The organism is Micromonospora sp. NPDC049114 (assembly GCF_040648635.1).
GTDB lineage: Bacteria > Actinomycetota > Actinomycetes > Mycobacteriales > Micromonosporaceae > Micromonospora.
The window spans coordinates 285,615-306,415 of sequence record NZ_JBEZEA010000001.1; the positions used below are offsets into that span (position 1 = coordinate 285,615).

Genomic DNA, 20,801 nt, shown 5'->3' on the forward strand with positions numbered 1-20,801 from the left:
CCCGATGGCCAACGCGCTGATCATCGTCGACGTGCAGAACGACTTCTGTGAGGGCGGCTCGCTGGCCGTCGCGGGCGGCGCCGGAGTGGCCGCCGGGATCTCCCGGCTGCTCGCCGCCGAGCCGGACCGGTGGGCGCACGTGGTCGCCACGAAGGACTATCACATCGACCCGGGCGCGCACTTCGGCGATCCGCCGGACTTCGTCGAGTCGTGGCCCCGGCACTGCGTGGTCGGCACCAGCGGCTCGGAGTTCCACCCGGACCTGGAGACCGGTCGGGTCGAGGCGATCTTCCACAAGGGCGAGCACGCGGCGGCGTACTCCGGGTTCGAGGGGCACGCCGACGACGGCGAGTGCCTGGCCGACTGGCTGCGTCGGCACGACGTGGACCGGGTCGACGTGGTCGGCATCGCCACCGACCACTGCGTCCGCGCCACCGCGCTCGACGCCGCCCGGGAGGGCTTCGCCACCACCGTCCTGCTGGAGCTGACCGCCGCTGTCGCTCCGGAGACCACCGACGTGGCGCTGCGGGCGATGGACGGCGCCGGCGTGATCCTGGACGGTGAGCCTGTGATCAGGGCCGCATGAGGCGCTAATTGGTTGGCCAATGGTCCACCATCCGTCGAGGATGTCGCCGGAGGTACGGACCAACGTGAACATGAAGCCTTACCGCACAGCCCTCGCTCTGCCCGGCCTGCGGTCGCTGCTGCTGATCGCCGTCCTCGCCCGCATCCCGCTCACGGCGACCGGGGTCACGCTGACCTTCCACGTCGTGCTCGACCTCGACCGGGGCTACGGCGCAGCCGGCCTGGTGGGCGCCGCCATCACCGTGGGCGCGGCGATCGGTGGGCCGCTGCTCGGCCGTCTGGTCGACCGGCGTGGTCTGCGTCCGGTGTTGGTGCTCACCGGCATCGCCGAGGCGGTGTTCTGGACCACCGCGCCGTCGTTGCCGTACCCGCTGCTGCTGCCGACCGCCTTCGTGGCGGGTTCGCTGGCCCTGCCGATCTTCTCGGTGGTCCGCCAGTCGATCGCCGCGCTGGTTCCGGAAGATCAACGGCGGCCGGCGTACGCCCTGGACTCCATGTCCGTCGAGCTGTCCTTCATGATCGGCCCGGCGCTGGCGGTGGCGCTGGTCACCGCCATCTCGGCGCAGACCACCATGTACCTCGTCGGTGGCGGCATCGTCGCCGCCGGGATCGCCCTGTGGCTGGTGAACCCGCCGATCCGCGGTGCCGCCGAACCCACCGGCCCACGACGCCACGTGCCTCGCCGGGAGTGGCTGACGCCCCGCCTGCTCGCCGTCCTGGCGCTCAGCACCGCCGCGACCCTGGTGCTCGGCGGCACCGACGTCGCGGTGGTAGCCGTCCTGCGGGAGAGCGGCGACGTCGGCTGGACCGGCGTCGTGCTGGCCGGCTGGGCGATCGCCTCCCTGGCCGGCGGCTTCGCCTACGGGGCGGTGCACCGCTCGCTCTCTCCGCTGGCCCTCACCGCAGCGCTCGCGCTCTGCACCATCCCGGTCGGGTTGGGCGGCGCGCACTGGTGGCTGCTCTGCCTGGCGCTGATCCCGGCCGGCGCGCTGTGCGCGCCCACCATCGCGGCCTCCTCCGACGCCGTCAGCCGCCTCGCACCGGCCGAGGTACGCGGCGAGGCGATGGGCCTGCACGGTTCGGCGGTCACCGTCGGCATCGCGGTCGGCGCACCGCTCGCCGGCGCGGTGATCGACAGCAGCGCGCCGCTCTGGGGCTTCGTGGTGACCGGGGCGCTCGGCGCACTGATCACCCTCGTGGTGCTGCCGATCGAGCTGCGCCGCCGCCGCAACGACGACGCGCTCGCCGCGCTTCCCGTCGAAGCGGACCTCGCCTCCGCCACCCGCTGACAACCTGGCCGGGCACCTGCCCGGCCCGTGTGTCCGCCGGCGTCCCGCGCGCCTGGCCTGGCGCCGGCCCGACCCGCTGTTTCCGCCCGACCCGCTGTTTCCGCCCGACCCCGTGCCTGCCCGGCCTCGTGCCTGCCCGACCTCGTGCCTGCCCGGCCCGGTGCCTGCCCGACCCCGCGCCTGCCCGGTCCGGCGCCCGCCCGACCCCGCGCCTGCCCGGTCCCGCGCATGCCGGGTCCCGCGCATGCCGGGTCCCGCGCATGCCGGGTCCCGCGCATGCCGGGTCCCGCGCATGCCGGGTCCCGCGCCTGCCCGGCCCAGGTTCCCCGATGAGCATGATGCCTGTGAATCATCAAAATGACTCACAGGCATCACCGTCGCAAGCATGTGCGGGGGCACCGCCGATCCCGCAGGTCGCCGCGCGCTCTGAGTCGCCGGCCGGGGACGTTGCTCCGCCATCGACGCCTCGCGGTCAAGGCGGCGAGCGGTCGGGCCACGCGCGACATGCAGTGCGCCGACATGCAGTGCGCCGACATGCAGTGGGCGGGCACAGCGACGGGCGCCGCTCCCGGTGGTCCCGGGGGGCGGCGCCCGTCGTACAGCCGAACTGGTGGAGCGTCAGTTCCTGTCGATGTTGCTGGCGGTGTCCTCGCTGTAGCGAGCGCCGCCGTCCGACTCGCTGGTGAGCGGCTTGGAGCCACCCTCCGGCGGGCCGGCCAGGCTCTGGCCGGCGGCCAGCTCCGGGAACTTCGCGTCGAAGGCCGGCCGCTCGGAGCGGATGCGGGGCATCCGGTCGAAGTTGCGCAGCGGCGGCGGGCTGCTGGTCGCCCACTCCAGCGAGTTGCCGTGGCCCCAGGGGTCGTTCACCTCGACCACCGGACCGGTCTTGTACGACTTCCAGCAGTTGTAGATGAACGGCAGCGTGGAGATACCGGTGATGAACGCGCCGACCGTGGAGATCGTGTTCAGCGTGGTGAAACCGTCACCGGGCAGGTAGTCGGCGTACCGGCGGGGCATGCCCTCGGCGCCGAGCCAGTGCTGCACCAGGAAGGTGGTGTGGAAACCGATCATGGTGAGCCAGAAGTGCACCTTGCCCAGGCGCTCGTCGAGCATCCGGCCGAACATCTTCGGGAACCAGAAGTAGATGCCGGCGAAGACGGCGAACACGATGGTGCCGAAGAGCACGTAGTGGAAGTGCGCCACCACGAAGTACGAGTCCGACACGTGGAAGTCGAGCGGCGGGCTGGCCAGCAGCACACCGGTGAGACCACCGAAGAGGAAGGTGACCAGGAAGCCGACCGCCCACAACATGGGCGTCTCGAAGCTGATCTGGCCCCGCCACATGGTGCCGATCCAGTTGAAGAACTTCATGCCGGTCGGCACCGCGATCAGGTAGCTCAGGAAGCTGAAGAACGGCAGCAGCACCTGGCCGGTGGCGAACATGTGGTGCGCCCAGACGCTCATCGAGAGCGCGGCGATCGCGACCGTCGCGGCGACCAGACCCTTGTAGCCGAAGATCGGCTTGCGGGAGAAGACCGGGATGATCTCGCTGATGATGCCGAAGAACGGCAACGCCACGATGTAGACCTCGGGATGCCCGAAGAACCAGAACAGGTGCTGCCAGAGCATTGGCCCACCGGTCGCCGGGTCGTACACATGGGCGCCGAGGATGCGGTCCGCGGCGAGCGCGAACAGCGCGGCGGCCAGCAGCGGGAAGACCAGGATCACCAGGAGGCTGGTGACCAGGATGTTCCACGTGAAGATCGGCATCCGGAACATCGTCATGCCGGGCGCACGCAGGGTGAGCACCGTGGTGATCATGTTCACTGCGCCGAGGATGGTGCCCAGGCCGGAGATGGCCAGACCCATGATCCACATGTTGGCGCCGACGCCGGGCGAGTGCTCGACACTGCTCAGCGGCGCGTACGCGAACCAGCCGAAGTCGGCGGCGCCGCCCGGGGTGAGGAAGCCGGCCGTCGCCATCGTGCCGCCGAACAGGTACAGCCAGTAGGCGAAGCTGTTCAGGCGGGGGAAGGAAACGTCAGGTGCGCCGATCTGGATCGGCACGATGTAGTTCGCGAAGGCGAACACGATAGGCGTCGCGAAGAACAGCAGCATGATCGTGCCGTGCATCGTGAAGAGCTGGTTGTACTGCTCCGGCGACAGGAACTGCAGCCCGGGGCGAGCCAGCTCAGCCCGCATGATCAGGGCCATCAGGCCGCCAACCATGAAGAACACGAACGCGGTGACCATGTACATGATCCCGATCTGCTTCGCGTCCGTGGTACGCAGCAGCCGCGCGATGGCCGACCCCTTGACCGGCTCCCGGACCGGCCAGGGCCGGGTCACGACCGGCTTGGGTGCGACGGTGGTCACGAGTGGCCTCCGGTTCTCGGTTGTCCCGCTCGGCACACGCTGATTATCTGCGGGCCGTCATCCGTAGGGAGGATAGTCCTCGGCAGGTCGCAGCGCCGCGTGGGGTGGCGTGACACGATCTACTACGGGCCTACAGCGGGCCGACGAGCAACCGGTAGTGCTCCCCGAAGATCCGTCCGCCACGTCCGCGCAGCAGCGGGTCGCGCAGCGCCGGCGGCACGTCCCTGGTCCGGTTGCGGTCGCGGGTCCGGTCAGCCACCCAGCGCGTACGCGGGCGACGACGACTCTCGTACGCCATCAGCGCCGCCTCGACGCTGCCGGCGGCGCGCAGCGACTCGGCCAGCACCACGGCGTCCTCCAGGGCCATCGCGGCACCCTGGGACAGGGTCGGCGCGGTGGCGTGCGCGGCGTCACCGACCAGCAGGACCCGCCCCCGGTACCAGCGGCCCAGCTCGACCTCGTCGGTGATCCCGGCGTGCACCCGGTCGAGCATCTCCAGCACCTCGGGCACGGGGCCCCGGTAGTCGGCGAAGAGTTCGCGCAGCCGGGCCAACGGGTCGGCGGGCGGCTCGGTGCCCGCCTCGTCGGCGTAGCAGTGCAGCCGCCCCTCCCCGATCGGCACCAGCAGCAGACCGGAGCGCTGCCCGAGCAGGGCGGTCCAGTCGGTGACGGGCGGGCCGTCACGCAGGACGGCCCGGTAGACGACGTGCCCGGCCGGGCGGGGCGGCCCGCCGAGCGCGGCCAGTGCCCGAACCGAGGAACGCGGCCCGTCGGCGCCGATGACCAGGTCGTACTCGGTGCTGGTGCCGTCGGTGAAGGTGACCCCTACCGCGCGCGGGAGCAGATCGAGGGTGCGGACCTCGGCGCCGTGTCGGACGGCGCCGCCGGCGCCACTGAGCAGCACCCGGTGCAGGTCCGCCCGGGGCAGCGCACGGCACTCGCCGACGTCGGCCCAGAGGGCGTCGAGGTCCACCTCGCAGAGGGGCAGCCCGGCGGCGTCGAAGAAGCGCTGCCGGTGGATCACCTGCCCGAGCGGTCGGACCGGATCGTGCAGGTCCAGCCGGCGCAGCGCGCGGGCGGCGTTGCCGGGCAGGTACAGGCCGGTCTCGGTGGACTCCCCCGGGGGCAGCTTGTCGGTGACGTCCGGCCGGAAGCCCGCCAGACGCAGGGCCCGGGCCACGGCCAGGCCGGCGATGCCCGCGCCAACGATGAGAATGCGCAGGGGGGAGCCACCCATGGTGGTGTACGCCTCCGGAGGGGGAGCGGCACGCGTCGGAGGCAACACGCTACTCGGAGCGATCGGCGCACACCAGAGCCCGATCGGCCCGCCGGATCCGCTCGTCGGCGGTCCGCGCCGCTTAGCTGGCCGCCTGTCGACCCCGTTCGGCGCCACGATGGCAATCCTCACAATTCACCAGTTTGACGCGGGCGGTTGCGCCTCAGTTTCAGGCATGTAAATGTGTCGTTGAGCGTGGGAGCGCTCCCGCACCACCCCACCACATCCGGCGCCCGGCACGCGCCGAGTCAAGGAGCGTCATGAAACGTCAACTTCGAGCCCTGGCCGCCGCCGGGCTGCTGGTCGCCAGTTCACTCGTCGCCGTCGCCGTCAGCGGCAGCGCCTCCGCCGACACCCAGATCTGCGAGCAGTACGGCTCGACAGTGATCCAGGGTCGCTACGTCGTGCAGAACAACCGTTGGGGCACCTCCGCCCAGCAGTGCCTCAACGTCACCAGCAACGGCTTCGAGATCACCACGCAGAACGGCAGCAGCCCCACCAACGGGGCACCCACGGCGTACCCGTCGATCTTCCTCGGTTGTCACTACACCAACTGCTCCCCCGGCACGAACCTGCCGATCCAGGTGAGCCAGATCAGCAGCGCCACCAGCAGCATCTCCTACCGGTACGTCAGCGGTGCCACCTACGACGCGGCGTACGACATCTGGCTGGACCCGTCGCCCAAGCGGGACGGGGTGAACCAGATGGAGATCATGATCTGGCTCAACCGGCAGGGCCCGATCCAACCCATCGGCTCGGTGGTCGGCACGACAAACCTGGCCGGCCGGACCTGGGAGGTGTGGCGCGGCAGCAACGGCTCCAACAACGTCATCTCCTATGTCGCGCCGTCGCCGATCTCCAGCCTGAACTTCAGCGTGCTGGACTTCATCAACGACACCCGCAACCGGGGCGCGATCACCAACTCCTGGTACCTGACCAGCATCCAGGCCGGCTTCGAGCCGTGGCAGGGCGGCGTCGGTCTCGCGGTGACCTCGTTCTCGGCAAACGTCAACGGTGGCGGCAACCCCACCAACCCGCCGCCCACCACGCCGCCGCCGAGCGGTGGCGCGAGCTGCGCGGTGAAGTACACGGCCAACTCGTGGAACAACGGCTTCACCGCCGACGTGCAGATCACCAACACCGGGTCCAGTGCGCTGAACGGCTGGACGCTCACCTACAGCCTGCCCGGCGGGCAGCAGGTCACCAACGCCTGGAACGCCACCGTGAGCCAGAGCGGGTCCACTGTCACCGCCCGCAACGTCAGCCACAACGGGTCGATCGCACCCGGCGGCACGGCCAGCTTCGGCTACCAGGGCACGCTGAGCGGGTCGTACTCGTCCCCGACCAGCTTCTCGCTCAACGGCGCCAACTGCTCCCGCGCCTGAGCGGTATCACCACCGACGGGAGGGGCGTGACCATCTGGTCACGCCCCTCGCGTTCAGCCCGCTGCGGCGGAGCTGACGGCTCCGGCCGATTCTCAGATGATCCTCAAGAAATGGCACCTCCACGGCCGCTGGCGGCGCGGCCGGTGTGTGCTGTCGCTACTGATCATCCCCCTTGTCCTGGAGCCGCCCTCATGATAGATAGACGAACGCCTGTCTTATCCGCCCTGCTCGCCACGGCACTCGTGGCGAGCGTCGCCCCCCCGGCCCACGCGTCCCCGACCAGCTCCGGCGCTGAGCGCTTCCAGCCGGGTGTCACCTACGACCTGTCGGTAACCGACGCCGAACGCGACGCGATCCACGCCGAAGTCGAGGCGTTGGCGGGACGCGTCAGCAGCGCGCGAGCGGGAGACGGCACCTACAACCCGCTCACTCTCGTCGGGGCGATGCTGGACGGGTCGAGCTACGACTCCATCTCCCGAGGCGGCACTGCCGCCACGGCGTACCCCTTCCCGGTCAGCAACACCGAAGCCAACCAGAACGAGTACGACCGCAAGGTCGCCAAGCTCGCCTGGGTGGTCAAGCTGGCCACCGACCTGGGTTTCCCGGTGGTCGTGCAGCGCCAGCCCGACAAGTACGTCTACGCGGAGATCGGTGACCCGGACGCCCCCGAGATGGTCATGGCGTTGAGTCACCTCGACTCGCCGACGTCTTCCGTTTCGCCCGCCCAGCTGGCGCGCTGGCGCGACGCCGACGGCAACCTCGGCACTCCTGGTGCCTACCACTCGCCCTACATCAAGGACGGCTGGGTCTACGGGGCCGGCATCCAGGACGACAGCGGCCCGACCCTGGCGACGCTGCTCGCGGCCAAGGCGCTGCTCGAGGCGGGGCTGCCCCTGGACCGGCGCATCCGCATCGTCATGGGGATCTACGAGGACGGCGGTCCCGGCACGCCCACGGCAGCGAACACCGCGACCTTCCAGTCCATCCCGTACAACTCGAACCCGAGCTTCTACGACAACTGGGCCTACAAGAACCTCAACCGGGAGGAGACGCCGGTCGCCGGCTACACCTCCGACTCGCGGTTCCCGGTGATCGTCGGCAACTCCGGGTCGGTGACCCCGTCGGTGTCGATGAGCTTGTCCGCAGACAGCACCAAGGCCTTCCGGCTGACGGATGCGACGGCAGGCGTCACCCGGCGCGAAGGCGACCCGACGCTCAAGGACATCGCCTACGGCAGCACCACCCAGATCGCCTCGCGGGCCACTTTCACCCTCGATGTGGCGGAGGCGGGCTCCGCCGAGCGCGACAGGTTCGTGGCGGCGATCACCGCTGCCGCGACCACGAAGGGCTGGCTCCCGGCTGCTCCCCGGACCACGCCCAAGGTGCAGACCACGATCACCGGCGACTCGCTCACGCTGGAGATCAACACTGATGTGGCGATGGAGATGCCGACCCCGCAGTACGGCAAGAACGCCGTCGTGTGGGGCATGTTCCTCCTCTCCCAGGGACTTGGCGCCTTGGGAGGCACGACCGCCGACCTGCAGGTGAAGAAGGCAGCCGACGGCATCGCCGACCTGTTCTTCCGCGACGGGGTCGAAGGCGAGGCCTATATCGGCAGGTACATGGGCATCCCGGCGAACCTGTTGCGCAACCCGAGCAACGGCACGCCGAACCTGACCTTCGCCCTCATGGGGAACATCAACTCGGAGACCCCGACGAGCTTCTACACGGAGGCCACCGGCAACCTCAGCATGCCGATGTACGTGCGCAGCATGCACGTCACCGCGGCTGACTCCGGCCAGGCGACGGCGGCGGTCACTGCCGCCTTCGAGGGCAAGGGGTTCACCATCGGCACCCTCGGGTCGCCCACCGGCGCCGGGTTGTACGTCACCCACGACAACCCGCTGACGGCCCTGCAGTTCAAGAGCTACCAGGCCACGATCAACAACAGCCCGCGGGACTTCCCGGACCCCTATGCCCTCCGGGACGTGGTGTATCCGCAGGGCACGACCGGCGGCACTCTGGCCAGCAGCTTCCGCAACAAGATGACCGCCTTCGGCGCCGTCATCCCGGGCAACGAGCGCTGGTGGCACACGGCCAACGAGCGGATGAAGGTCGACTCGGCGGTGCAGATGACCAAGATGATGGCCGACGGCATGCTGGAGATGGCCCGGTACTCCGGGCCCGCTGGCGCCAAGTTCATGTGGGCGGACATGCCGGGGCTGAACGCCGACCGGGCGGACCTGGACCTGCTCGACGTCACGATCGGCACCTACCAGGACGCGTCGGGCGCTGTCGGCGCGAACCAGTTGGGCAACCAGGCCCTGCTCGGCGCCACCTCGTTCACCATCCCGATGTGGAACGGACGCGGCAACTCGGCCCCGACGGCGGCGGCCTTCGCGCTGGGCCACGAACCGGGAGGGGTCTACCTGCCCCTGACCGACCCCGAGTTCCAGAGCAGCACGTACGTGGCGCCGATGCGTCTGGAGTTCAAGGTGGAGCGCCCCGGCCACATGTCGGACGCGGCGTGGGCGAAGTTCGTCGCCGGCGGTTACGGGGACTTCCGGTTCAACATTCTCGTCGGCGACAAGGTTGTGCCGCTGGCCGTGCCTGCGGGGCAGAGCGCGGACAAGTACTTCTCCTCGCGCATCTCGGCCAACAACCCCAACGCGATCTACCTGTCGGTCAACCTCGCGATCACCGACGCTCCGTACACCGGGGTGCAGGCCAAGCTCGCGGACTCCAAGACGGACCTGTACAAGGTCAACCCGACGTACCTGGCCTCGAACCCGGATCCGTTCCCGGGGCGCGGGGCCACCGAACAGCGGGGCTTCTTCCAGTTCGGTGACGGGCAGAAGAACGCGGAGTTCTCCTCACCCGACGCGGTCTACGTGACTGTGGCCAATGCGGTCACCGATGCGAAGCCGTCGGCGGTGGTGAAGAAGCTGAAGGGCAACACGAACGAGTTGACCATCACGGTGAAGCAGACCCGTATCGACGGCAGCGAGTCGGCCGTGACGGGCACGTTCACCATCAACAACAACGCCGCCGGCACTTACACCGTCGGCGATTACCAGGTGTACGTCGACACCAAGGGCAACACCCAGGTGCGGTCGATCTCCATCGTGTGAGGTAGCTGCCGCGGTCGAAGCCACCCTCGTGATCCACTCGGATCCGTGGAGTCGGGGCGTCCTTGCTGCTGGGACACCCCGACTTCGCGGAATCCGAGTGGATCACGCTATCGCCGCCGGACTGTCCCGGGCGGCGGGACAGATCAGACCCGGGTGAGGCGTACGGCGTCGGCGATGACCAGGCCCGCCGCGCTGCTCCAACGGCTCACCGCCACCCGGTTGGCGTCGCCCGCCGGCAGGGTGAACGTGCCGAGGACCCGCCACTGCCCGCCGGTCGCGCGCTGGTCCACGTACACCGTCCGGTTGCCGGTGGTGGTGGCGACGATGTACGGGGTGGCGCTGTTGTAGCCGCTGTTGGTCGGCCACCACGCCTCGACCCGGTAGGAGCCGGTCGCCGGCACGTTGAACCTGTACCAGGCCGGATCGCTGGCCGCGACCGGGTCGGCGTAGCGGTAGTCGGCGCCGTACCGCTGGCTGGAGAACGTCGACACACCCCAGTTGGCGCTGGCGGTGAACCGGCCGGAGGTCGTGTTGTCCACAGTGGACGACCACGCGGTTCCGCCGCCGGCCATCTTCGCGGCGACGTCGGCGCGCATCACGTTCAGATCGATGAAGGACGGGTCGATCTTGCCGGTGGTGCTGGTCTCCCGGTGGCCGCGGGCATAGCTGCTGTCCCGGCCGAGGCGGGTGAGCACGGCGGCGGTCGCGGCGATCGACGCGCTGTACTGCGCGGCGGTCATCTCCTGGTCGACGCCGTTGTAGTCGATCTCCCACCCGATCATCAGCGTGTTGCCGTCCCCGGCGGGGATGGGCCCGCTGCCCCCGCTGACGCCGGCGTGGTTGCAGCGGCCGGCGGAGATGACGTGGAAGACGCCGTTGTAGTCGACGAGCGCCTGACAGAGCGGGCCGGCCAGGTCGGAGCGGCCGTTGATGCAGATGCCGAGCGCGGGGTGCGGGTTGCTGGCACTGGAGGTCGAGGCGGTGTGGTGCCAGAGCACCCCGATCGGGTCGAAGGAGCCGGGCCGCATCCGGTTGAGCCAGTCACCCTCGACGACGACCTGGACCCCGGCGCCGCGCAGCACGTCGACGAGCCACGGAATCGTCGCCATCAGGAGTCCTTGAGCAGGTCGGCAAGGCACTCGGCCTTCGGCGCGGCGCTCGCCGGTGCGGGTCGGACGGCGAGGGTGGTCAGCGCGGCGGCCACCAGGGCGGGGATGCCGAGCACCCCACGACGGCGCAGACGGACGGACGGGGATCGGGCCATGGCGGTCCTCCAGCGGCGACGGATTCACACGCATCGACGAGCGTGATGACGGCACGCTATACCGTCATGAGCGTCGATGTCGATACCCTTCACGGCCGGGCCGCATCTTGAAGGAATCCGCCGACTCAGGCGTCACCGAGCGCGTCGATGTCGCGCATCTCCTCCGCCGTCAACGAGAAGTGGAAGACGTCGAAGTTGGCGGTGATCCGCTCCGGGGTCACCGACTTCGGGATCACCACGATCTCGTGGTCGATGTGCCAGCGCAGCACCACCTGCGCCGGGGAGACGCCGTGCGCCGCGGCGATCCTGGTCAGCACCGGATCGCTGAGGTCACTGGTCTTGAAGGGGCTGTACCCCTCCAGCACCACGCCCCGGTCCCGGTGCTCGGCGTGCCGCTGCCGGTCGTACAGCGTGGGGCTCCACCGGATCTGGTTGACCGCCGGGTTCTCCTCCGTCGACTGGATCAACTCGTCGATCTCGCCGGTGCTGTAGTTGCTGACCCCGACGGCACGGGTCAGGTTCTCGTCCCGGGCGGCCAGCAACTCCCGCCACATCGGGATGCTGTCCGCCGGGGACGACGGCGGCCAGTGGATCAACCAGAGGTCCAGCTGGTCGACGCCGAGCGCCTCCAGACTGGCCTCCAACGTCTCGCGCTCCCGGCCAACCCGGTCCGGCGGGAGCTTCGTGGTGATGAAGATGTCCTCGCGACGCAGCCCGCTCTCCCGCACCGCCCGGCCGACCTCCCGCTCGTTGCCATACATGGTGGCGGTGTCGAGGTGCCGGTAGCCGGTGTCGAGCGCGGCCAGCACGGCGTCGTAGCCCGCCCGGCCGGTGGCCTGCCAGGTGCCGAAGCCGAGCAGGGGCATCCGCACGTCACCCGGGAGCAGGGCGGTGGGCTGGTCGCTGAGGTCCATGAGGTCCGTTCTACCCCGCCGCGCCCCCGGACGCCGAGCGAACCGGACACTCCGGCGTCCAGCGCAATGGCCCGGTTTGCCGGAGAATGCGGGTGTGACGGACCGGCTGCAGGAGTACCGACGCCGCCGCGACGCGGCCCGTACGCCCGAGCCGGTGCCAGAAGGCGCCCCCACGCCGACCAGACCCGACGAGGGCGCGGATCGCTTCGTCATCCAGCAGCACCACGCCCGCAGCCTGCACTGGGACCTGCGACTGGAACACGAGGGCGTGCTCGCGTCCTGGGCGGTGCCGCGCGGCCTGCCCCGCGACCCGGGCCGCAACCACCTCGCCGTGCACACCGAGGATCACCCGATGGAGTACCTCGACTTCTCCGGCGAGATCCCCGCCGGCGAGTACGGGGGCGGCCGGATGGTCATCCACGACCGGGGCACGTACCGCTGCGAGAAGTGGCGCGACGACGAGGTCATCGTGACCCTCTCCGGTGACCGCACCGCCGGGCGCTACGCGCTGTTCGCCACCGGCGGCAAGGATTGGATGATCCGGCGCACCGACCCCGCGCCGCCGGGTTGGACGAGCATGCCGGAGCTGGTCCGCCCGATGCACGCCACGCCCGCCGCCGGGCTGCCCCGCGACCGCGCCGACTGGGGATACGAGCTGCGCTGGGACGGGGTCCGCGCCATGGCGTACGTCTCCGGCGGCCGGCTGCGGCTGCTCGCCGAGACCGACGAGGAGATCACCGGCGGCTACCCGTGGCTGCGCTCCATGGCCGAGGCGCTGGCGCCCACCGAGGCGGTGCTCGACGGTGTGCTCGTCCGCATCGACGGCGCGGGCCGGGTGCGTCCCGCCCGTCCCGCCAGCGGTGGCCGGGTTCCGGCCGGCGCCCAGTTCCTGCTCGTCGACCTGCTGTGGTTGGAGGGCGTGAGCAGCGTCGACGTCCCGTACGCGCAACGCCGGGAACTGCTCGATGGGCTGGCGTTGGCCGGTACGCACTGGCAGACTCCGCCGTGGTTTCCCGGTGCCGGCGACGAGGCTCTGCGCACCGGGCGGGAGCAGGGGCTGCCGGGTGTGGTCGCCAAGCGGCTGGACTCGGTGTACGAGCCGGGCCGGCGCAGCCGACGGTGGCGACGCATCGACGCGGCCTGACGGCGAGGAGCGACGTGTACCTGACCCATCTGGACTGCCCACGCTGCGGCCTGGAGTACGCCGCCGACAAGCCGCAGAACCTCTGCGAGTGCGGCTCGCCGCTGCTGGCCCGCTACGACCTGCCGGCGGTGGCGAAGGCGGTCACCCCGGAGCGCTTTCCGCTGCGCCCGGCCGACCTGTGGCGGTACCGGGAGCTGCTGCCCGTCGCCGATCCCCGGCACGTCACCACGCTCGGTGAGGGCTGGACGCCGCTGCTGCGCGCCCCGTCGTACGGTGCCGAGATCGGCATCGCGGACCTGATGGTCAAGGACGAGGGGTTGATCCCGACCGGTTCGTTCAAGGCACGCGGCGCCGCGGTGGGCGTGAGTCGGGCTCGCGAGTTGGGTGTCGAGCGGATCGCGATGCCCACCAACGGCAACGCCGGTTCGGCGTGGGCGACGTACGCGGCGCGCGCCGGGATGGGCGCCACGATCGTCATGCCGCTGGCGGCGCCGACCATCTGCCGGCGCGAGTGTGTGGCAGCGGGAGCCGATCTGCGTCTGGTGGACGGGCTGATCAGCGACGCGGGCCGCAAGGTGGCCGAGCTGATCGCGGAGTCGGACGGGACGATCTTCGACGCCGGCACGCTGCGCGAGCCCTACCGCCTGGAGGGCAAGAAGACGATGGGGTACGAGATCGTCGAGCAGCTCGGCTGGCAGGTGCCCGACGTGATCATTTACCCGACCGGTGGCGGGGTCGGCCTGATCGGCATCCACAAGGCGCTGCACGAGATGCGCGAGCTGGGCTGGGTCGGCGACAAGCTGCCCCGGCTGGTGGCGGTGCAGTCGACCGGCTGCGCGCCGATCGTGCGGGCCTTCGCCGCCGGCGAGGACCGGGCGCAGCCGTGGGAGGACGCGCACACTGTGGCGTTCGGCATCACCGTGCCGTCCCCACTGGGTGACGAGCTGATCCTGGCCGCGCTGCGGGCGTCGGCCGGCACCGCTGTCGCCGTCGACGACGCCGAGATCCTGACCGACCTGCGGGACTTCGCCGCCCGCGAGGGGTTGCTGCTCTGCCCGGAGGGCGCGGCCTGCCTGACGGCGGCGCGGCAGCTGCGCGCCGGTGGCTGGATCCGTGCCGGGGAACGGGTGGTGGTGCTCAACACCGGCGCGGGGCTGAAGTATCCGGAGACCGTGGACGTCTCCGGCGTACCCGTCATGGCCTGAGCCGGCACCCCACCGACGGTGGGGTGCCGGCGGCCGGGCCTACTGGTAGGTGATGTCGGACGGCGTGTAGAAGCAGTTGACGCCGTCGGCGCCCTCGCCGATCTTGGTCGGCTCGCTGCCCTTGGGCACGCCCTTGTACTTGACACAGATCGAGGTCTCCCGGTCCGGGTCGCCGACGATGGTGATCCGGCTGAACCGGGCGGTGTCGCCCCAGTTGGTGTTGATGCCGGCCACCGCGTCGGTGTCCCGGACGACCACGTTGTCGATCACCACGTGCCGCTGGTACGACGAGGAGCAGTTGCCGCAGGCCCGGTAGAGCTTCCCGGCGTTCTCCACCCGGAAGTTCCTGATGTAGACGGTGCCCGGGCCGTTGTGCTGGAAGACCTTGTCGCTGGCGGATCGGGCACCGCCACCGTCGACGGTGTACGTGGTGCCGCCGAGGAAGGTGGCGGCGTCCTCGCCGACGTCCTCCCACCAGACGTTGATCAGGGTGCAGTTGCCGTTGCAGTGCACGCCGTCGCCGGCCGGCGCACCGATGATCACGTTACGCAGGGTGGCGCCGGCGGCCAGCTCGAACATCGGGTCCTGGCTCTCGCTCTGCCCACCGTCGCCGATGCCGTAGTAGCGCTTGAGCCCGCCGTCGAAGGTGCCGGACACTCCGATGGTGGCGTCCACCTTCTGGCTGCCGGTGGGCGTCGGCCAACCCGACGGCGGTGGGGTGGTCGGGCCCGACGTGGTGGGCGGCGGGGTGGTCGGCGCCGCGGTGGTCGCCGGTGGCGTGGTCGGGGTGCCGCCGGCGGACGAGTCGACCACCACGTCGTCGAACCCGCCGCTGGCGTACGCGGTGACCAGGCCGATCCGGCCCGCGCTGGCCAGGCTGTTGCTGCCCGAGGCGATCTGGGTGCCGTTGACGAAGCCGCGGATGGTGCTGCCGCTCGCCTCGATGCGCAGGGTGTACCAGGTGCCGGTGGCGACGCCGAGCGATGCGGAACCGATCGCGGTGATGCTGCTGCCGTTGACGGCCTGCAACTCGGCCCGGCCGGAGCCGAGCAGGGCCAGCCGGTACATCTTCGTGCTGCTGGTGGACCGGGCGGCCAGGCCGACCAGGGCGCTTGACGAGCCGAAGCTCGCCGGCCGGACACGGGCCTGTACGGAGTAGTTCGTCCAGCTGGTCTGACCGGCGAACTGCCGGGCCAGCTCGCTGCCGGCGTTCGACTGGTTGAGTACGCCCGAGCCGTCGACAGCCCAGGTGCCGCCGGACTTGGACCAGCCGGAGGTGTCACCGTCGTTGAAGGTGTCGGTGAAGATGGTGGCCGCGAAGGCCGAGGTCATGCCGACGGTGAGCGCCGCCGCCGTCACGCCGGCGCCCACCGCCAGCACCAGTGGTCGTCGGCCGGGGTGTCGTCTCTTGTGCACGGTTGTCCTCCTTGACGCGTGTGGTGGCGATCCCTGGGTCTGGCCGCGCGGGGACGTGCCGGCACGGCGCGCTGCCGTGAGAGCGGGGATCGGTGTGCCCCGTCGGATGCCCGGCTCCGACAGTGGGGTGAAGCGGGATGAAAGCCGTGGGAAAGGGCTTTCCCGTCTCTTCGAGGCTAGGACTGCGCACGCATCAGCGTCAATGCCTGACGCTTGCAGGTCTGTTGCAGGATTTCGGCGGCCCGGGTCGGAAGCTGTCCGGGTCAGAGGCGGCCCGGGTCAGAAGCTGTCCGGCTCGGTCAGCCGCCAGGCCGCGTTGATCAGCCCGATGTGGGACAACGCCTGCGGCGTGTTGCCCAGCTGCGCACCGGTGGTCAGGTCGATCTGCTCGCTGAACAGGCCCACGTCGTTGGCGTGACCCACCACGCGTTCGAACAGCTCCTCGGCCCGGCGCGGCTCACCCGCCATCACCAGGCACTCCACCAGCCAGAACGAGCACATCAGGAACCCGGCCGGGTCGGTCGTCCACCGCCGGACCAGCCCGTCGTCGGTGCCCAACTCCCGCTCCACCATCGCGATGGTCGACCGCATGCGGGGATCGGTCGCCGGCAGGAAGTGCGCCACCGGCAGTGCGAGCACCGAGGCGTCCAGCTCCGCCGAACCGAACGAGCCGGTGAACGCCCCGATCCGGTCGTTCCACCCGTCGCGCAGCACCGCCGCGCGGATCTCGTCGCGTACGCCTGCCCACCTCCGCGGGTCGGCCCGTTCACCGAGCCGGTCGGCGAGCCCCACCGCCCGATCCATGGCCAGCCAGCAGGACACCTTCGAGGAGACGTAGTGCCGCTCTTCGTCCCGGGTCTCCCAGATGCCCCGGTCCGGCAGGTGCCAGGTCCCCGCCACCTGCTCGGTCAGCCCGAGCACCATCTCCCGCAACTCCCCCTCGAACGGTGTGCCGAGGTAGTCGCGCAGCCGCCACACCGCCGAGATCACCTCACCCGGCACGTCGAGCTGCCGCTGCTTCCAGGCGTCGTTGCCAACCCGCACCGGGCGGCTGTCGCGGTATCCGCGCAGGTGATTGCAGTGGTGCTCGGAGATGTCGCGTTCGCCCTCCAACCCGAAGAGCACCGGCACCGGCTCGTCGCCGAACCGGCCGATCGACCGGGTCGCCCAGGCGAACAACCTTGACGCCTCGTCCGGGCAGGCCGCCACCCAGAGCGCGCGCATGGTCAGTGAGAAGTCCCGCAGCCAGGAGTAGCGGTAGTCGTAGTTGCGGTCGCCGCCGATCTGCTCCGGCAACGAGCTGGTCAGCGCCGCGGCCACCGCGCCACTGCGGGCGTACGTGAGACCACCCAGCACTGTCGCGCTGTGCCGGACCAGCTTGGCGTACCGGCCGGAGTACCCGTGCGTCTGCCGGAACGCCTCCCACGCCCGCGTCGTCTCGGCGAGGGCGGCCAGCGGGTCCAGCCGGGCGGGCGGCGTCCCGTACGTCTGACCGAACGCCACGTCCATCGCGACGACCTGGCCGGTGGAGACCTCGAACTCGTGGGTCACCCGGTCCCCGCCGGCCCGCAGCGGCAGGTCGTCGGCGCGCAGCACCAGCACCACCGGGCCGGCCCCGGCCAGCACCCCACCCCCGGGCTGCTCGTGCAGATAAGGCGTGAGCAGCCCGTACTCCGGGCGGGGAGCGAAGTCCAACGCCATCCGCACCCGCCCGGACAGGCCCTCGACCACCCGGATGAGCACAGCGGGTGAGTTCTTGCCCAGGTCGTGCGCGCGGGCGCCGATCTCGGCGGCGAGCGCGTCCGTCACCGCCACGCTGCCGTGCGGCGTGTGGTGCACCGTCCGCAGCACCAGCGTGTCCGGCCGGTACGCGCGTTCGACCCGGTAACCGGGGCCACCCACGCCGACCGGCGCCAACCGGAAGTACCCCCCGCTCGGGTCGAGCAGCCGCCCGAAGACCGAGGCGCCGTCGAACCGGTGGGGGCACCACCAGTCGATCGAGCCGTCCTTCCCGACCAGCGCGCCGGAACGGGCATCCGAGAGGAACCCGTAGTCGGAGATCGCCGGCTGCGTCACCCGCCGGGCGTACCCGGATCGGCCTGGTTCAGGCAGCCGTCACGACGTGGGCGGCTCGTCCTCGCCGGCCTCCTCGGCCTTGTCGGCCTCCTCCTTGGTGTGGTGCACGGCCTGGTCGGCGTGCTCCGGAGGGCCGTAGACGGTGTAGAGCACCAGCGGGTTGGGGCCGGTGTTGACGAAGTTGTGCTTCGTCCCGGACGGCACGACGACCAGGTCGCCCGCGACGACCTCCCGCTTCGCACCGGCGACCCGGGCCTCGCCGGTGCCGCTGACGAAGGTCAGGATCTGGTCGATCCCGTCGTGCACCTCCTCGCCGATCTCCCCGCCGGGCGGAATGGTCATGATCACCAGCTGGGTGTGCTCGCCGGTCCACAGCACCCGCCGGAAGTCCGGGCTCTTCTCGGCGACGGTCGCGATCGTGAAATGCTCCATGGCCCGCTCATACCCCGTTCGGCCGCGCGTCACGCCGGGACTGGCAGATGGTGGAATTCCCCACGGTCGGCAGGTTTGGATCCGCCCGGACCGGGGATCGACAACGCTGACCGGCGCGAACGGCCGGTCGAGCCAGGTCCCCGCTGGCGTACTGCCGAACGGCTGCGGTGGTGGGAGACGGCCAGAGCGCGGCGACGTTCCGACAACTGTCGAAACGGCGCCGCGCGCTCGTCTGCGCACCCCTTCAGGCGTCGCGGTGCAGCCAGGCGACCAGGTCGGGCGGGGCCAGGGAACGCACCCGTTGCTCGTAGCGGGCCAGACCGGCCGCGTCCAACATGCCGCGCCCCTGCCCCGAGCCACCCCGGCGGAAGAACGCCCGGCGGTCCCGCAACACGCCCAGCATGTCCGGGGCGAGCTGGTCGGCACGTTCCCGCATCCGGCCGAACGTCGCCGCCTCGATTAGCGCCGGCCAGCGCTCGACGGACACCGGGACATCCCACCGGTCGGCCAGGCGGCGCATCTGGCCGCCCAGGTCCGCCTGGAGGTCGTCGTAGTGCACCAGCTCAACGTTCGGCTCGTGTCGGCGGGCCCAGGCGTCGCTCAGGTGCCAGAGAACCCCGGGCAGCGAGTCCAGCTCCACGCGCGGGTCCACCTCGTGGTCGACCCAGCTCGACAACCACTGTCGCACCGACGGACGGGCCCGCGGCGGTCCCGCCGGCACTGGTTGGCCGGTCAGCTCGGCCATCCGGACCCGGTTCAGGTTGCCGGACTGGTGATAGAGGGACACCGCCATGTCCAGCGGATGCCGCGCCACCACCACGTAGTGCACCCGAGGGTCGAGCGGCACCCCGTCCAGCGGGGTGTGCGTCTTGATGAACCGGCGATGCGGTTGGGCGGCCAGCCGCTGGTACACCACGTCGCGCGGCTCGCCCAGCCAGTCCAGCCAGGGCGACAGCTCGGGCAGCGGCGCCGGCAGCTCGGCGGTGCCCAGCACCAGCAGCGCGCAGATCATCTGCATCCAGGTGGTGCCGCTCTTGGACCGGGTGCTGATCACGATGTCGCCGTCGCGGAACGGGAACCCGACCCAGCGGGCGCTGTCCTCGTCCACGGAGCGGTAACGGTGGGGTGACGCGGACATCGGGCGAGCGTAGTCGCCGACACGACAGCCAGGCAGCGAATTTTCGGCCCGGAAGCTGTGGAGGCATGTGAATGCCTGACTAGATTGAAGTATGGTGCCCGCCGAGCGGGGCCGGGCGGCGGAACCGGTCTACCGCCCCATCCTCGCCAGCCGCCGACGCGGCGAGCTGGAAGCGTTGAACCACCTCGACCCCGCGCTCGCCCCGCTGCTCGCCCCGATCCTTGAGGTCAGCACCGTCGACCGCGCCACCAGGGACGCCCTGCGCCGCCTGCCGGCCGGCCTGCTGCCGGCCGTCGACGTCGCCGCCCTGCCCGACTCGGCCGACACGGAGCTGGCCCGGTGGGGCGTACCGCTGATGCCGGTCATCGGGCTCGCGGAGAGTGACCGCCGGCTGGTCGCGCACGGCACGGCGGCCCGGGCGTACGCGCGGCGGGCGCTGGTCCGGCTGCGCGCCGCGCACGACCGGGCGGGCCCGGACGCGGACACGACCGCCGTCGAGCGGATCTGGCGGCTCACCGGCCTCGCTCCGGAGGAGTGCGACCTGCTGGTGGACGCGGGCGACGTCTGCTGCCCGGCGGACGTGCGGGTGGCCGAGCCGCGGGTACGCCGGCTGCTGGACTGGGCCCGGCGGCACGCCTGGCGTTCGGCGACGGTGGCGGCCGGCGGTATGCCGCCGACACTGTCCCGGCTGCCCACCGACGAGCCGGTCCGGCTGGAGCGGTGGGACTGGCAGCTCTGGCAGCGGCTGGCCGACGTCGGGGTGGACTACGGCGACTACGGCGTCGGTCCGGCGCTGTCCGACTCCGGCGATCCGGGCGACCGGACGCCCACCGTGCGGTACACCGCCGACGACGCCTGGTGGGTCTACCGCTGGTCGCGCCGCGGCGGCCGGGGGGACGACCGCTTCGCCGACCTGTGCCGCACGCTGGTGGCGGCACCGCACTGGTCGAGCGCCGGAGCGGCGTTCTCCTGGGGCGACCACGAGTTGCTGCGCCGTGCCCGTCGGGGCGCCGGCGCCGGGTCGGTCGCCAACTGGACGGCGTGGAGCACGTCGCACCACCTGGCGCACGTGCTCGCCACGTTGGCGCGACCGGACGACAGCACCGATCCCGGGTGGAACCCCCGGCCGGGCCCGCCGCAGCGCGGGCGACCGCTGCGGTGAGGTACCGC

The 20,801-nt window shown here is 71.0% G+C and carries 16 protein-coding genes; 7 read left to right on the forward strand and 9 right to left on the reverse strand.

From position 1 onward, the window contains the following. Window positions 1-4 precede the first annotated feature (4 nt). Both AB0B39_RS01335 and AB0B39_RS01340 read left to right on the forward strand, forming a co-directional pair. Window positions 5-586: an isochorismatase family protein gene (locus tag AB0B39_RS01335; protein WP_357573201.1), complete on the forward strand. Its 582-nt coding sequence runs from the start codon at window positions 5-7 to the stop codon at window positions 584-586. A gap of 40 nt (window positions 587-626) precedes the next feature. Continuing rightward, window positions 627-1,874 (forward strand): MFS transporter, encoded by a 1,248-nt coding sequence (locus AB0B39_RS01340; RefSeq protein WP_357573202.1) that lies wholly within the window; start codon window positions 627-629, stop codon window positions 1,872-1,874. 618 nt (window positions 1,875-2,492) lie between these two features. Here AB0B39_RS01340 and ctaD read toward each other — a convergent pair. After that, on the reverse strand, window positions 2,493-4,250 hold the full coding sequence (gene ctaD, locus AB0B39_RS01345) for a cytochrome c oxidase subunit I (RefSeq protein ID WP_234581512.1): 1,758 nt from the start codon (window positions 4,248-4,250) through the stop codon (window positions 2,493-2,495). 130 nt (window positions 4,251-4,380) lie between these two features. Further along, window positions 4,381-5,487: an FAD-dependent monooxygenase gene (locus AB0B39_RS01350; protein WP_234581513.1), complete on the reverse strand. Its 1,107-nt coding sequence runs from the start codon at window positions 5,485-5,487 to the stop codon at window positions 4,381-4,383. 299 nt (window positions 5,488-5,786) lie between these two features. Here AB0B39_RS01350 and AB0B39_RS01355 point away from each other — a divergent pair, with 299 nt between their 5' ends. Together AB0B39_RS01355 and AB0B39_RS01360 are read left to right on the forward strand one after the other, a co-directional pair. Next, window positions 5,787-6,911: a cellulose binding domain-containing protein gene (locus AB0B39_RS01355; protein ID WP_357493985.1), complete on the forward strand. Its 1,125-nt coding sequence runs from the start codon at window positions 5,787-5,789 to the stop codon at window positions 6,909-6,911. 242 nt (window positions 6,912-7,153) lie between these two features. Next, window positions 7,154-10,042 (forward strand): M20/M25/M40 family metallo-hydrolase, encoded by a 2,889-nt coding sequence (locus tag AB0B39_RS01360; RefSeq protein WP_357573203.1) that lies wholly within the window; start codon window positions 7,154-7,156, stop codon window positions 10,040-10,042. 143 nt (window positions 10,043-10,185) lie between these two features. Here the strand turns inward: AB0B39_RS01360 and AB0B39_RS01365 are convergent, their stop codons facing one another. The 3 genes from AB0B39_RS01365 to AB0B39_RS01375 form a co-directional block, all read right to left on the reverse strand. Continuing rightward, on the reverse strand, window positions 10,186-11,151 hold the full coding sequence (locus tag AB0B39_RS01365; RefSeq protein ID WP_234581516.1) for an N-acetylmuramoyl-L-alanine amidase: 966 nt from the start codon (window positions 11,149-11,151) through the stop codon (window positions 10,186-10,188). After that, on the reverse strand, window positions 11,151-11,306 hold the full coding sequence (locus AB0B39_RS01370; protein WP_234581517.1) for a hypothetical protein: 156 nt from the start codon (window positions 11,304-11,306) through the stop codon (window positions 11,151-11,153). The genes AB0B39_RS01365 and AB0B39_RS01370 overlap by 1 nt, the downstream gene beginning before the upstream one ends. A 125-nt stretch (window positions 11,307-11,431) precedes the next feature. Then, complete coding sequence (locus AB0B39_RS01375) at window positions 11,432-12,220, reverse strand: aldo/keto reductase (RefSeq protein WP_357493980.1); 789 nt, start codon at window positions 12,218-12,220, stop codon at window positions 11,432-11,434. A gap of 94 nt (window positions 12,221-12,314) precedes the next feature. Here AB0B39_RS01375 and AB0B39_RS01380 point away from each other — a divergent pair, with 94 nt between their 5' ends. Then, a complete protein-coding gene (locus AB0B39_RS01380) occupies window positions 12,315-13,364 on the forward strand; it encodes a DNA polymerase ligase N-terminal domain-containing protein (protein WP_357573204.1) in 1,050 nt (349 codons plus the stop codon). A 14-nt stretch (window positions 13,365-13,378) separates the two neighbouring features. Then, a complete protein-coding gene (locus AB0B39_RS01385; RefSeq protein ID WP_234581520.1) occupies window positions 13,379-14,569 on the forward strand; it encodes a threonine synthase in 1,191 nt (396 codons plus the stop codon). A gap of 39 nt (window positions 14,570-14,608) precedes the next feature. On the opposite strand, the gene AB0B39_RS01390 is transcribed toward AB0B39_RS01385, so the two are convergent. From AB0B39_RS01390 to AB0B39_RS01405, 4 genes are all read right to left on the reverse strand, one after another. Next, window positions 14,609-15,985, reverse strand: coding sequence for a pectate lyase (locus tag AB0B39_RS01390; RefSeq protein WP_357573205.1), 1,377 nt, complete (start codon window positions 15,983-15,985; stop codon window positions 14,609-14,611). 279 nt (window positions 15,986-16,264) lie between these two features. Next, entirely contained in the window at window positions 16,265-18,061 is a 1,797-nt protein-coding gene (locus AB0B39_RS01395) for a glycoside hydrolase family 15 protein (RefSeq protein WP_234581522.1), read from the reverse strand. 39 nt (window positions 18,062-18,100) lie between these two features. Continuing rightward, on the reverse strand, window positions 18,101-18,493 hold the full coding sequence (locus AB0B39_RS01400; RefSeq protein ID WP_357493972.1) for a cupin domain-containing protein: 393 nt from the start codon (window positions 18,491-18,493) through the stop codon (window positions 18,101-18,103). Window positions 18,494-18,737: 244 nt separating this feature from the next. Beyond that, window positions 18,738-19,631 carry a sulfotransferase domain-containing protein gene (locus tag AB0B39_RS01405; protein WP_357573206.1) on the reverse strand — a complete coding sequence of 298 codons (894 nt, stop codon included), beginning with the start codon at window positions 19,629-19,631 and terminating at the stop codon, window positions 18,738-18,740. Window positions 19,632-19,722: 91 nt separating this feature from the next. Between AB0B39_RS01405 and AB0B39_RS01410 the strand changes: the two genes are divergently transcribed. After that, window positions 19,723-20,793 carry a hypothetical protein gene (locus tag AB0B39_RS01410; protein WP_357573207.1) on the forward strand — a complete coding sequence of 357 codons (1,071 nt, stop codon included), beginning with the start codon at window positions 19,723-19,725 and terminating at the stop codon, window positions 20,791-20,793. The last annotated feature ends 8 nt before the right edge of the window (window positions 20,794-20,801 follow it).